This window comes from Paenibacillus roseus (assembly GCF_016424485.1).
Classification (GTDB): Bacteria; Bacillota; Bacilli; order Paenibacillales; family Paenibacillaceae; genus Paenibacillus_D; species Paenibacillus_D roseus.
This window is the reverse complement of record NZ_JAELUP010000035.1, coordinates 1-14,142: the sequence shown is the minus strand read 5'-3', so window position 1 is coordinate 14,142 and position 14,142 is coordinate 1. Positions and strand designations below refer to the sequence as shown.

The window sequence follows — 14,142 nt, the reverse complement described above, 5'->3', positions numbered from 1 at the left end:
AATACTAAACTGAATTATTCAAAAAAATACAATAATGTAATATTCACTTCAAATAACTTTAAAGGTTTTTATTATAATTTGACTTCAAAGTACGTTTTTTGGGGTTATGGCACGTTTAAGTTTACTTGTAAACCTAAACGTGGACAATTACGTATAGAATTATGGCATGGATCACCTTTAAAAAAGGTGGGCTATCTAACAGATGTGAATTTTTGGTACAAGTATGAAGAGACAATGAGTTACATGCTATGTTCTTCGGAATATTTCAAAGATATTTTAAAACGTTGTTTTGGTTTTAGAGACGATCAAGCATTGATAGCTGGTAACCCTAGGAATGACTATCTCTTTAAGTCTGAATGTAGTTTGTCGAAGTTAGGAATAGCAAAAGATGATTTTTCTAAAGTTATTTTGTGGATGCCTACATTCAGGAAATCAAAAATGAACAATTTTAATGATTCAAATTCAGAGTTTCCAATTCTTAATGGTAATAATATAAATGAGTTTAACAATTTTCTAGCTTCCGAAAATATATTGGTAATTCTTAAATTGCACCCAGCTCAAAATAATGTAGGCTTTTTAAGTAGTAGTTTCAGTAATATTAAAATATATATTAATGAGGATCTTGATAAACGTGAGATTGAACTTTATCAACTACTAGGCGAAGCAGACTGTCTGTTAACTGACTATTCCTCTGTCTATTTTGATTTTTTATTGACAGACAAACAAATAGGCTTTGTTATTGATGATATTAGTGACTATACCGATATGAGGGGGTTTGTTGTTGAAAATATTTTAGAGATTATGCCCGGTGAAAAAATTAGTAATTATGAAGAAATGAAGGTTTTTATTAATAACTTCAAGTTAGGAATTGATAATTTTAAGGTGCAACGAAAAAGTGTGAATATTTTGGCCAACAAGTATAAAGATGGGGATAACTGTAGAAGATTACTTGAAAAATTGCTTGTTGAATAATTAATAACGCGAGGGAGGACCTTGAATGAAAAGAATACTAACATATGGGACCTTTGATATGCTTCATTATGGACATATTAATTTATTGCAGAAAGCAAAACAATTAGGAGACTACTTAATTGTTGGTCTATCAACGGATGAATTTAATAATAATAAGGGGAAGAAGTCTTTTTTTTCTTACGAAACTAGAAAAGTACTTTTAGAATCTATAAGGTATGTAGATCTCGTGATACCTGAAAAAAATTGGGAACAGAAAATTATAGATGTTAAAGAATATAAAGTTGATACTTTCGTTATAGGTGATGATTGGTCAGGAAAATTTGATTTTTTGAGTCAGTACTGTGAAGTTAAATATTTACAAAGAACCCCCGAAGTATCGACCAGCCAAATTAAAGAACTATTAAAAAATAAAACATAAATAAGAGCTCAGAACCGAAATTTGTGGTTGACTTGTGGCGAAGAGAAAAGTTACGGGGTAATAGAGTGCTTCCAATTCGCGTTTAAAAGCCGATTTCTTATAAGATGAAGGTTTTCGGGAAATCGGATGTTAAAGGTTTCCCTGTTATTTCTCCAGAATCCATCTGTTCCTTAGGTATTCTCTTTCTGTTGTGCACGGATTTCTAGGTTAAGCCTAAATAAGCCTCTTAATTTTAAGTAGGAGCTATTATGTCAAAAAAGATTGCTAACACGGCTTTGTTAATAACCTTAATCACATTTATAAGCAAATTGTTTGGATTCACCAGAGATGTAGTAATGGCTGCTACTTATGGAACTACAATATACTCTGATTCTTTCATAATGGCTCAATCAATAATAGGCGTTATTACAAGTTTAGTATTAGCTGCTCTAGGTACTACATTTATTCCTGTAATGTCTGATTATATTCTCTATAAATCGAAAAACGAAACAAATAAATTCTTAAATGTGGTTTATACAATTACCATTACGCTAACTATTTTTGTTTGTCTTGTAGGTTATTTATTTATTGACTCAATTGTATTTGTATTTGCACCAGAGTTCTCCGACGATGCACACATTCTAACAGTTGAAATTACAAAGATTTTGTTACCAACTATTGTTCTTACAGCAATTGTAACACTCAGTAGTGCTAAACTGCAGAATCATGGTCATTATTTAATTCCAGCCGCGATAGGTTTTCCACTGAACTTTGTGTTAGTTTTTACTATGATATATGTAACTGATTTATTCGGGATACATGGACTGGCAGTAGCGTTGGTTGTAGCTACTGTAGGACAAGTTTTAATACAATTACCTTTCACGAGAAATCTTGGCTATCGATTCAAAGTTGACTTTGATATGAAAGAAGAAGGATTACGGCGAATAGGAATACTGATTATACCCATAATGATTGGTTCTGGTATTCAGCAGATAAATACAATAGTGGACCGTATAATGGCTTCAGGTCTGTCAGAGGGAAGCATTGCCGCTCTAAATTTCTCAAATCGTTTGAGTTTATTTATAATTGGTTTATTGTCCGCGGCAGTGGTTTCAATTTTTTATACTTCGATGTCGAATTATTTCTCGGCTGGTAAGGATGAATTATTTAAAAGATTATTAAGAAATACCATTAATGTGTCTATAATAATAATTGTACCGGCATCAGTCGGTTTAATATTTCTAAGATTGCCTATTGTACAAATGATATTTGAGCGAGGAATGTTCGATAGAAATGCGAGTGAAATGACAGCTGTTGCTTTGTTATATTATACTATTGGCTTGATTGGATTTTTATTAAGGGATGTTATAAGTAGAGCTTTTTATGCTCTCAAAGACACTAAGACAGCAATGATTAATGGTTCTATAGCTGTAGCTTTAAATATTGTCCTTTCTCTTACACTTGTCCCTTTTATGGGGATCGGTGGTCTCGCTCTTGGGACTTCTATATCAGCAATTATAGGCACTGTACTTTTAATGTATAGTCTTCATAAGAGAATTGGAGATTTTGGAATAAGAAATATAAACATCACTTTTATTAAAGTAATGTTTTCTAGCCTGACGATGGGCATTATATCCTCTAAAACATATACTATATTGTATGGTTTTCTATCATCAAATAGCTTGTCTGTTTGTATAAGTATATTAGTTGGTATTGTAGTCTATATCATTTGTACTACAATTCTAAAGGTAGAAGAGATCAATTTGTTGAAACAAAAGATTTTTATACTTATAAAGAAACAATAAGAGAGATTCAAATTTGGCTTTACACCAAAGTTGGTGTTTAAGGTTTTTAAGCCATTTTTGTCATGGCATACTGGATGGCAAGCATATTGAGGACCGTGTTTACAAGGTCAAAAACCTCATTGAAAAACCCCTTATGGAAGAGGCTCCATCCAATACTGCCATCCTGGGCAGATACATAATCAATCCCGCAATCTTTGATATTCTTGAAACTACTGAACCCGGCAAAGGCGGGGAAATTCAACTAACAGATGCGCTCAAAGAGCTTGCTAGCAAAGAAGCAATGTACGCATACAAGTTTGAAGGACGTCGATACGACGTTGGCGATAAGCAAGGTTTCCTTGAAGCGACAGTCGAGTTTGCTCTTCGCCGCGAGGATTTGAGGGACGAATTTTTGCGCTATTTGTTGAAACTTGCCGATAGAGAAGCGAGCCGGACATTTGAAGAAGTCGCTATTAGCGCAACTAACACCCCCTAAAAACGTCTAAGTATAATGAATTCCATAATTAGGAGGGTGATATGAAAAAACAATCTGTTGAGCCCGATGGGCGCCAATCTTCGACATGGAAGGCGTGGAGTGTGGGAGTTATTGTACTCGCTGTCGGTATCGCTGCAGGTAGCTTGTATTGGAGTGGCGGCATACAGAAGGAAGCCTCTCCGGGGCCAGGTGCAGATGTTGTGCAAACGGATCATAATCAGGAGCAGGAGAAACATGATGAGCCTGTAAAACAGAAGTCTGATGATCCATCTACGAATCAGTCTGATACAGGACAGTCATCTGGAACTGAAGCGGCAAGCAATGAAACTTCATCCTCTAGCGCTCACCAGACAGAGAACCAGGGTACAGAGGAATCAGCATCACAAAAAAATGACCTTCAAGCTAAGGGGCAGACGGACCCGTCACAATCTAATTCTGCAGCCCCTGCAACAGGAGCTTCATCGTCTGCTGCGTCCAATTCGGGACTATTTTCATCCGGTAACAGACTTCCTTCTTCTGTAACAGATACAGAAAAGAATGCCGTCATTGCACAGCACAGGGAGAAGCTCACCGCACTAAAGTCCAACTGCAAGTCGAATGTTAACAAGTTGATTGGTCAGGCCAAGCAGAGTATGAAGCAGGCACAAATCGACGGCGACAAAGACGCCGCGAGCAGTGTCCAGAAAAAGCTGCTTATCTCTGTCATCGGTGCTGAAAGCAGTTGTGAAAGTCAGTTTAATGAAATTGTCGCCAATGCCCGGAGTGAGTTTCAGGAGAAGGACATCTCGGCCGGGGTCATTGATGCGTGGAAGCAAGAGTATGATCAGACTCGTCAGGACAGCTACAAGGAGGCGATGGAAGAACTGAAGTCCATGTTCAACTAATGCCCTTGCCGTAAATCAGGTTAGACCTGATTCTACATACTTACGAAACGAGGTATCTCATGTCTAAAAGAAAAATGAATGTTATTGCCTTGCTTGTTGCTTTGATGCTTGTCATTCCTACTGTAGCTGCTGCCGCGGCGCCGGAAGTGGTCACAGCGAAGTCGGCTGAGGTACAAATGGTGTTTGACGGGAAGACATTGAAGCTGCCTGAAGGTCAGTATGTATTTATAATGAAAGGCACAACTTATGTCCCTATCCGATTCGTCTCCTATGCGCTGCAGAAAAATGTAAACTGGGATAATGCCAAGTCTACAGTTGCGGTCAGCGATCCTACCAAGCAACAACTTATTATGCTGAAGGAATATTTGATGAACATGACCGGGAAAGCCGGGGAGAAATCCTCCAAAGCTGGCGTATCCAAAAGATTGGTTTCCAAGGAAGCCAAGTTTGTTTTTAACGGTCAAGAAATGAAGCTGCCAGCCAGCCAATCGGCATATATTCTGGACGGTTCCTTATACGTGCCTGTTCGCTTCATGTCCGAGTCCTCTGGTATCAAGATTAGCTGGAACCAGAAGGATAGCAAGATTACCGCTCAATCTTCTGGCGGTCAGAATGACAAGCCTGCGGCAGGCAAAGACAATGCCGGTAATGATAACAATCAAGAAAATAACTCAAACGGCGGCAATCCCGGCGGTGGTGGAGCGGAGCCTGGCAAATCAAGCTACGAGACGATTACTTCCAATGCCCAGAGCCGTCTGGGTAGCCTGGAAAATCGCTGCATGGACGAGATCATTACAATTGGGGGCAAATACCTGAGTGACCAAATTACTCTGGATGAGGCCAAAAGACAGGGTGAAGCCGCACTGTCCAATTGTAGAACTCAATTCGAATCCATTCTCTCCGATGTGGAACAGCAACTCACAAGCAATGGTTACAGCACGAGCATCATTCAGGAGTATAGAACTACATTTAATAATAAAATTGAAGACCTGAGAAAGAGATACGGTGTATAGAAAATTTCAAATTCATGAGTACTACGCAGCCCGCAATCCTTGGCAGAATCATTGCTGAGGGTTGCGGGTTATTCTTCGGTTAATGATGGTAGATTTAACCACCTTATGCTATTATCTTTAATATAGTTCTTTTCTACTAGATTGCCCAGGTAGATGAGATCATAAGATAGAGGGCATATAAGGGAGAGGTTAGATTGAAGAAGATAAAGCTATGGTCTGCCAGCATGGTTGTATTGTGGGCGCTGCTCGTTGGCAGTATGCCCTTGCACGCCGCGGGAGCGAGCGATATTCGCGGCCACTGGGCGGAGAAATCTTTACAGGAATGGCTGGACAAAGGCTGGCTGACAGGCTATAAGGATGGAACGGTCAAACCCAATAAGGCCGTGACCCGTGCCGAGCTAGCCGCAATGATCAATAAAGCTTTTGAATTGAAAGGTACAAGTGATGCGAAATTCTCAGACTTGCCCCCTGCTCACTGGGCGAGGAATGCAATTGCAACCGCTATTTCAAACGGTTATTTGAAAGGTACCGGTGGTGATAAAGTATCTCCTGACCGCCCCGCAGCGCGCCAGGAGGCAGCTGTCATGCTGGCTAAGCTCATTAAGGATAGCGAGACTGAGCCTGCCGAGCTTCCGGGGTTCAAGGATCGGGAGCAAATTGCAAGCTGGAGTGCAAGCGCTATTGCGTTTTTGAACAGTACGAACGTCATGAAGGGTGATACCACGAATCTGTTCCGTCCGACTGCGCCGCTCACCCGCGCTGAAGCTGTTGTGGCCATCAACAATGCGCTGTTATTCCATCAGAGCAGTAGCAATGTTGAATACACCAAGCAGGGCATATATGGCCCGGAAAAAGGAACGCAAACCATCGCAGGCAACGCTGTAATCAAGAGCCCAACCGTTACACTGAAAAATGTAATTATTCGTGGGGACCTGATTATTGCGAAAGAAGTGGGCGAAGGAGATGTCACGCTTATCAATGTAACCGTCCTGGGTACGACGACGATCAATGGGGGCGGACCGAATTCTATTCATGTCCAGGATTCGAAGCTTGACTTGGTTTTTGTAAATAAACAAGGCGGTAAGGTAAGGCTGGTTGCCTCGGGCTCTAGTATTATTGCCAACCTCGTCTTGCAGTCTTCATCAAAAGTGGAAAATACGAATGAGACCCCCGGAAGCATCGGGAAAATTATAATCGATTCCGTGTTCCCGTCCCAAGGAGAACTCCAATTCCAAGGGAATTTTGAAAAGATTGATGTTTTAGGTTCCGGGGTTAAGCTTCGCGCATCCAAAGCAACGATCAATCATCTTGTCGTCGATAAAAACGCCAAAGATAATATCTTTGACCTGGACAAGACATCAAGCGTCAAGCGTCTGGATCTTAATGCAAAGTCTTCTTTTACAGGGGAAGGCAAAATCGAGACTGCTCAGATCAGCAAAGCAGCTGAAAGCAGTACCTTTAGTGTCAAGCCGTTAGCTTTGTTAAAGGACAATCAGTCCGGTGGAAACGGCGGCGGCGGGTTCCCCGGAGGAGGAGGCGGTGGCGGTACGCCTGGCGGTGGCCCAAATCCGGGCAATGGCACAAGCAGTAGCCTGTTAAGCGAACTCATCGTAGAGGGGAGCACTTTGCTTCAGCTTGATGAGGAAGATGAAACAGTTGTTGGAAAAGGGTTCAAGAGCACTTCTTACCAGTATGAAGCTTTAGTTCCTGTAAACGGGCCGCAGCAGAGTCAATCGATCCATTGGACCCCTGCGAGCGGAACTGCAAAGGTTCATGTTCGGATTGCTCATTCAGACGGTACCAAAAAGGAACTCACACTGGACCCGAAAAGCATCTACAGTCTGGATATTCCTTTAAAACTTAAACAAGATACTTATGTATATTTAAATATAGAGACGGACAGCAGCCAATCTTTCTATTATGTTTACATGAAGAATAGTATGATCTTGCAAGATGGAATAAAAGTAGAAACGAATCATTATTACACCTCTGATGGTCAATTAGTATTTAATCCTTCTTCCTTAATTAGCAAGAGATTTAATACAGGAGACATAGTGACGGTATCCCATAATGCTCAAACAATCGCAACCTGTAAGGTGGTGTATCTTGGTTTTTTGAATTGCCCGTTGTTGCTGCAGCAGGAGCAAGGGGAGATAGACTTGGATGTTGCGGTCGTCAAATATAGTGGGGAAAAACTGCAATTTACTTACAACTACAATGCGCAGCCGTTAAAAAAGCTAAGTCAGGATTCCGACTTGGGAATAACGCTTCTTAAGACAGCAGAGCTAGAGCTTTTAGATCAGGAACTAACCGAATCAGGAATTCAGCATGTGAGCGGAATTTCATTTAAGTGGGACACTGGAACCAAAAATTTCATTCCAGAAGGTACTAAATATTATTCAATAAATGTTGAAGATACAAAAGGTAAAAACCCCAAGCCCTATATACCTACGGTAGATGAAAGCAAGGTTTTGCCAAACCAAATTTACTTGCTAAATTCTGCGGACCTGGAACATAACCCAGAATTAAACGGCCAATGGGCTGAACGGAATGGCATGCCAGCTCCCATACTCGTATATGACAAGTATGCATATGTATTCTTCTACGATCAGGACAGGAAGCCGCTCGGTTATGTCGTTCAGTTGATTCAGCTGGATCAAAATCATGTTGGCGAAGGCACCAAAGCCATGCGCAATACGCAGGATGAGTACGATGAGGATCTGGATGTCAGCCTGGGTGAACTGGTACTTGAGGGGTTCCCGTTATCCAATTCTGACGGTGAGCCACTGGAATTTGATCCAGACATGACGTTTTACTATGTACCGGTAACAGACTCCAGGGCGTTAAAGTCAATTTCCGTAAGGGTAAGTAAATCACCCAAGGCCACTGTGAGTTACAAGGTGTATTATAGAGATGCGGAATCGGAGTCGGAAATGAAACGAGCTACAGGGAATGCATTTCAAATTGAGCTTGATGCTCCAGAAATAAGTCACATCCAATTCAAGGTCGAGACGAAGTTCGTGGAAAGAAATTATCGGGTTGAATTTATGCATGAATATGATTTCCAAAAAACCAGTCATATTGGCATTACGTATGCTGATCACCCTGTTACAGGAGAGTTCGGGCCGATATATTTCTTTACTAGCGGTTTCTTTCAAAACGGGGAGTTTTTTAATTTTTACAAGAATGAAAATGATCAAGTTGAGCTGTATAGATGTGATCCTTGGCGGTGCTATCTGCCAAAAGAACTGTTGAATCCGACCGGCCCCGGAACTTTCTATGTATCTATTGAACGGAATGGCGAAAAGGGGCGAAAGCTGGAATATTCGTATGATTTGACTCCCTTGCAACGCTTTCAGTCAGATCAAGTATCAATGAAGCGATTAACGAAGACGGAGCTTCAACAGCGTGATTTGCCGGACAATTTTGCCTGGCCAAAGATAACCTGGTACGGTTGGCAAGTCAATTGGGACCGGGGGAAGGAGCGGAACTCGCTGCTCCGGAAGGCAGAGTATTACTCCCTCACTAGGCAGGCATTCAATGGAGTTCCGACTAATCCGTATCCTCTAGTGAAGCAGCAAGCGACGTCGCCGCGCAAACTTCAAGATGGCAAGCTTCAAGATGAGGTGATTAGTTCCAGCCTACAGAGCAATGCGTCGAATCAGTATATATATGTTATCCTCTATGACGCGCAGAAGAACCCAATTGGCTATATCGTTCAGGGCCAGAATTTTGATCCCGATTATTCCTATGTCCAGGAGCGGTCTGACATTGGGACAGGTCCAGATTTGCCCAACGGACCGAGTCCGGTTGTTTAACCAGCCGCGCCGCAGCAGCCTTGGGAAGAGCATCTATTCTAAAGCTTCCTTAGCAGCCCTCTCCATCATGGCAGAGGGCTGCTTCTTATTCCAATCCTGTCCACCCCGTCTTTCCTCACAAAAATGTGATACCTTACTCCCAATTTGTTCTGGGTTGTGAAGCAGAGCGCTGATCATGCGATTTCGTATGGTATAATCGAACGTATGATTCGTTTTTTTCAAAATGGCATTCAGGCGGTGGGATCATGAAACTTTCCAAGGCAAGCTTGGCAGTCGGGGGCTTTCTTCTGTTTTTGATAGGAGGCTGGATTGCAGTTCAAGCGTATACGACCCGTCCAACCGTGGACACTTCCGATGTGGGTCTGGTAATCAAGCCTTCAGAAGGCGTAGAGGATGCGGTATATTTGCTGGACAAGCTGCCTTTCACTCAGGAGGAAGTCCAGAAGATATTTGTACAGGCGATGAATTCAGACCAGGCCGTAGAGGTGCCGGATGCGCGCAACTATGTCATCTTGCAAAATCTGGCCTGGCTCAATATGGAGGATGCCGCGGCAGAAGCTGCAACTTCGACTGACGATAAAGAGGAAGCTCGTCTGCGGTTTCAGGTCAAGAACGGGACATACGAGTACCTCTATAATTTGAAACGAAATACCATTGAGGCTGACGGCAAAGATTATTATGCGGATGACCAGGTATACTTGCTCGTAAACGAACTGCTGAAACCGGATAGCGAGCTGGGTGGACTGGAAACCCTTCTGGAAAAGTCGAGATTGGAGATGGAGCGGCAGGACTCTTCACTTCGCGAGCTTCCCAAATATGCTGCCAAACAACTGATTGTGGGAGATAACAATTACCAGCAATGGAGCAGCTATCTGAAGGGCGAGGAACCTGAGGCCAAAATCCCGTTTTATTCTGATGGGACTGGGCAGGTTCAATATTTGAAGCAGTACAATCAAGGAATCTATGAACTCCATTCCATGATCATTTTCAAGGGCGACCAGCATCAAACGCCAGACGGCGTACATACGGGAATGTCGCGACAGCAGGTGCTGGACAAACTGGGCAAGCCCAATCTGGAGACGGCTACGCTCTGGGGATATTTGACCAATGATTATCTTGCACTCTTCTTCTACTTTACGGGCGACGAACTGGCATTCATGGCACTGCCAATGCCGGCGTAATACGTCTTGGCGGCAGCAACAGGAGCAGCAATTACAGAGTCTGTAAGTGGCAGTCCTCATGAGACTATCCTGATTGAGTTCTGCACGATCTATAAGATACAATTAGTTATCGGAATACTGCGGATCGTCAGCTCGTTTTTTAAAAGCCATATGATAATCGATGTGATCGACAGAATGAGAAGAGGTTGATTGAATCATGATTCAGATCGGACTGACCGGGTGGGGAGATCATACCTCGCTGTACCCGGATCGGGAAGCTGCGGCGAACAAACTGAAGACTTATAATGAATGGTTCGAGACCGTAGAGGTGGACAGTATGTTCTATGCCGTGCAGCCTCAGAAAAATATGCAGAAATGGACGGACGATACGTCGGCGTCGTTTCGTTTTTTGGTGAAAGCTTATCAAGGCATGACGGGGCACTCCCGCGGTAAAATTCCATTCGATTCCGAGGAGGCCATGTACGAAGCCTTTCATTTATCGCTACAACCTATGCTGGATGCGGGAAAATTGAATGCAGTCCTCTTCCAATATCCGCCCTGGTTTGATTGCAAAAGGGAAAATGTGAATGTGTTGCGCGAGGCTAAACGTAGAATGGGCGATGTGCCCTGTGCGCTGGAGTTCAGGCACCGGAGCTGGTTCGAGCCTCAGATGCGTGAGCGGACATTGAAATTTATGCGGGACGAAGGTTGGATTCACAGTATTTGCGACGAACCGCAGGTCGGAACAGGATGCGTCCCGATCGTGGAGGAAGCGACACATGCAGAGCTGACAGTCGTCCGGTTCCATGGGCGCAATGAGAAGGGGTGGCAGTCCTCCGGACAACCGAATTGGCGCGAGGTCCGATATCTGTACCGATATAATGAAGCGGAGCTGACCGAATGGGCGCAGCGGCTGGAACGTCTCAAGGAGAAGTCCGGGAAGCTGTGTGTCATCTTCAACAACAATTCGGGCGGGGATGCGGCCGATAACGGCAAGCAGCTGATGGCTATGCTGGGCCAAATGCCGCCGCGAGGTTCATTTGCTCCTGTGCTTCCAGGACAAGAGAAGCCGGAGCAGCTCAATTTGTTTTGACTTTAACAGGATAGGATCATTTACAACTAGCTGAGATGCGCAATCTCTCGGCTAGTTTTTTTAAAATATAAGCATTTATAAAGTTCCCTCTATAAATGAGCTTATATTTCACCACGAAACGAAGTTTTGCCGTCAAAGGACGGCCAAGCCGTTTACGCTTGTTAAACCTTGAAAACTATCGAGGGATCGATTCACATATAAATAATTACAAAAAAATAGCATAAGATGTCGTTTTACCACTTTCTGTATCGCCCGATTTATTATATAATATAAAGTAATACAAGAATAATTTTCCTGATTATTTAGGGGGAATACATATCCGGGAGCGTATGAATGGAAACTCTATACTATTTTATATTCTCAGGTAGCGAGTGGCTGGCGATGGTGTTATTAACATTTGTCATGTTCAAGTTTCCGTTGAGAGGTTACTGGGGACAAATAATCCTTACTGCCATAGTAATGTCATTCTTATCTCACTTTTTATTCCAGGTCATCGATCAACGTACGCTTGCTACTATATTGCAACCACCCGTCTTATTCTTGCTACTCTGGCAAGTGTTCCGTGTTCATATCTTTTATTCAGGATTAATGACGATTTATGGGTATATGGGATATTTGTTTGCTCAGCATTCTGTTATGACGATCTTCCTTTGGCTGGGCATCCCGCTAGAAGAATTGATCCCCAATACGTTACCGTTGTACTTACTGCAAACATCTTCAATACTGCTAGTCATATTGGCTGCAGGTGTACTTGGTAAATATCGCTTAGGTTATTCTTTTGTTCCTGACTTTGAGTATGTTCCCGTTTCGTTAAAGGGGACAAATCTGAAGCTGTTGTTGTTTGCTATTGTTGGCTATTTTTTAATAGCTGTCTCCAATTTCGTTTCCTTTAATAAAGGTGCTCCGAAACTAATTATTCTTATTTCGTTCATAGCTCTCGGGTTCTTGCTCTATTATGCCCAGCGAAAGGAGTATGCTAATGATTGATTCTTTGGCGGAAAAGCTGGCAATCGCTATAAAAAAAACGAATGAGAAGGACACTGTAAGTGTTGGTGTCATGAAGTACGCTCTCATTATTGTTATAAATTTCCTTATTCCATATACTTCGGCTCTGATGATTGGTTTAATTTCTGGTAAGTTTGCTGAAACAGCACTTTCTGTACTCGCTCTAATTCTTGTTAGAGCGGTATCTGGAGGCTATCATTTTCAATCCTCTACCGTATGCAGTATTGTGACGATGCTCGTAGCGGCCGCTCCTCCTCATATTCCTTTACCCGAGGGGTGGAATGTATTTATAACCGCAGTTAGCTTTATACTATTTGCGATATTTGCTCCTGCAAATATTAAAGGCTATGCGAGAATGCCTGAAAAGTACTTCCCACTTATGAAAGTCATTTCTTTGTTTATTGTGGGCAGTAACTTCTTCTTTCAGCTACCTGTTTTCACCATGATTTTCATAATTCAGGCTCTGTCTCTGTTATTTACTAACAAAAAGGAGGTGAGAACATGAAACAATTGATAGCCAAGCACGTTTCCACAGCATTGAATCGCATTGCTGCTTATTTTGCAGCTACGGCATCACCAGTTGCAGGTCATCGTCCTGAACTGCCTGAAGAGTTGAAGTAATGACGGAAGAGGGCTGCCATAGCGCGATCTGGCAGCCCCAACCGATTTTCGGAGTGTAGACTATGAAATTATATGTAACCAAAGACCCGAAAAATATGGGGGAGCTTATCACCATAGATATACATGATGTGCTATATATCGAGAATTCCGAGCGTACTGTTATTTTACATACCTCGGACGGTGAGTATTATCCTCTGCTGCCGACACTATCAACCTTCGAACATCACATGAAGCAGTTCGACTTTCACCGGCTGGATCGGACGAATCTGGTCAATATGAATAAGATAAAAAAATTTGACGAGGATCGATCACTCGTTTTTTTTCAAGAGCAGGAAACAAAAAACGGTAAATATGGTACGGTTTCTAGTAATTCGAAAAGAGTAGTGAAGAGGAAGCTGAAAGGGCATAATAAAGGTGGTGAATGAAGGGATTCCTGTCGATCTATTACTGATAGGATTTGAATTCCACATTGTGGCTGGCGAATACATAAGCTCAGACATGAACAGATATCGTTTGGCCGCTGGTGACAAGTAGCGGTCTTTTCTCTATTTTCAGAAGAATCCTAAGGGTTAATTTTGGCGAAAATGAAGAAGCAGTACCACTATCCGTGCGCTCTGAAGTGCGGTTTTTTTTTACATGGCGAACAACCAACGAAGAACAATTGGCAAAATCGAGAAAAATAAAAAAACCGAAAAACCCCCAAAAACTAACGATTCCTCAACTTTCAGTTTGCTATACTTCAATCACAGGCAACGGAGCCTGAAGAAAGAGAAAACAAAATCAAACATAAAAGGAGATATAAAAAATGGCACTTACAAAGAAAAAGGTAATCGGATTGACACTAGCAGGCGTTTTGGCATTAAGCGGCACTTCGGTATTTGCAGCGTCAGAGGCTTCTT

Annotated in this window: 13 protein-coding genes; all 13 read left to right on the top strand. The window is 42.3% G+C overall.

The window, feature by feature from the left end; translation table 11 throughout:
* A partial coding sequence (locus JFN88_RS09965; RefSeq protein ID WP_199019175.1) for a CDP-glycerol glycerophosphotransferase family protein occupies positions 1-972 on the top strand: 972 nt, incomplete at its 5' end.
* Between the two features lie 25 nt (positions 973-997).
* Positions 998-1,390, top strand: a complete 393-nt coding sequence (gene tagD, locus JFN88_RS09960) for a glycerol-3-phosphate cytidylyltransferase (protein WP_199019174.1) — start codon at positions 998-1,000, stop codon at positions 1,388-1,390.
* A gap of 248 nt (positions 1,391-1,638) precedes the next feature.
* Positions 1,639-3,174 carry a murein biosynthesis integral membrane protein MurJ gene (gene murJ, locus JFN88_RS09955; RefSeq protein ID WP_199019173.1) on the top strand — a complete coding sequence of 512 codons (1,536 nt, stop codon included), beginning with the start codon at positions 1,639-1,641 and terminating at the stop codon, positions 3,172-3,174.
* Positions 3,175-3,187: 13 nt separating this feature from the next.
* Entirely contained in the window at positions 3,188-3,649 is a 462-nt protein-coding gene (locus JFN88_RS09950; protein WP_233167668.1) for a sugar phosphate nucleotidyltransferase, read from the top strand.
* A 41-nt stretch (positions 3,650-3,690) separates the two neighbouring features.
* Positions 3,691-4,533 carry a hypothetical protein gene (locus JFN88_RS09945; RefSeq protein WP_199019172.1) on the top strand — a complete coding sequence of 281 codons (843 nt, stop codon included), beginning with the start codon at positions 3,691-3,693 and terminating at the stop codon, positions 4,531-4,533.
* A gap of 59 nt (positions 4,534-4,592) precedes the next feature.
* A complete protein-coding gene (locus JFN88_RS09940) occupies positions 4,593-5,546 on the top strand; it encodes a copper amine oxidase N-terminal domain-containing protein (protein WP_199019171.1) in 954 nt (317 codons plus the stop codon).
* 194 nt (positions 5,547-5,740) lie between these two features.
* Positions 5,741-9,364: an S-layer homology domain-containing protein gene (locus JFN88_RS09935; RefSeq protein WP_199019170.1), complete on the top strand. Its 3,624-nt coding sequence runs from the start codon at positions 5,741-5,743 to the stop codon at positions 9,362-9,364.
* Between the two features lie 245 nt (positions 9,365-9,609).
* The gene (locus JFN88_RS09930) at positions 9,610-10,545 is read left to right on the top strand and encodes a hypothetical protein (RefSeq protein ID WP_199019169.1); all 936 of its coding nucleotides are present in this window, start codon (positions 9,610-9,612) and stop codon (positions 10,543-10,545) included.
* Between the two features lie 196 nt (positions 10,546-10,741).
* Positions 10,742-11,617 carry a DUF72 domain-containing protein gene (locus JFN88_RS09925; protein ID WP_199019168.1) on the top strand — a complete coding sequence of 292 codons (876 nt, stop codon included), beginning with the start codon at positions 10,742-10,744 and terminating at the stop codon, positions 11,615-11,617.
* Between the two features lie 333 nt (positions 11,618-11,950).
* A complete protein-coding gene (locus tag JFN88_RS09920) occupies positions 11,951-12,604 on the top strand; it encodes a hypothetical protein (protein WP_199019167.1) in 654 nt (217 codons plus the stop codon).
* Complete coding sequence (locus JFN88_RS09915; RefSeq protein ID WP_199019166.1) at positions 12,597-13,127, top strand: accessory gene regulator ArgB-like protein; 531 nt, start codon at positions 12,597-12,599, stop codon at positions 13,125-13,127. Before JFN88_RS09920 ends, JFN88_RS09915 begins: the two co-directional genes overlap by 8 nt.
* Complete coding sequence (locus JFN88_RS09910) at positions 13,124-13,243, top strand: cyclic lactone autoinducer peptide (protein ID WP_199019165.1); 120 nt, start codon at positions 13,124-13,126, stop codon at positions 13,241-13,243. The genes JFN88_RS09915 and JFN88_RS09910 overlap by 4 nt, the downstream gene beginning before the upstream one ends.
* 62 nt (positions 13,244-13,305) lie before the next feature.
* A complete protein-coding gene (locus JFN88_RS09905; RefSeq protein ID WP_199019164.1) occupies positions 13,306-13,668 on the top strand; it encodes a LytTR family DNA-binding domain-containing protein in 363 nt (120 codons plus the stop codon).
* Positions 13,669-14,142 lie beyond the last annotated feature (474 nt).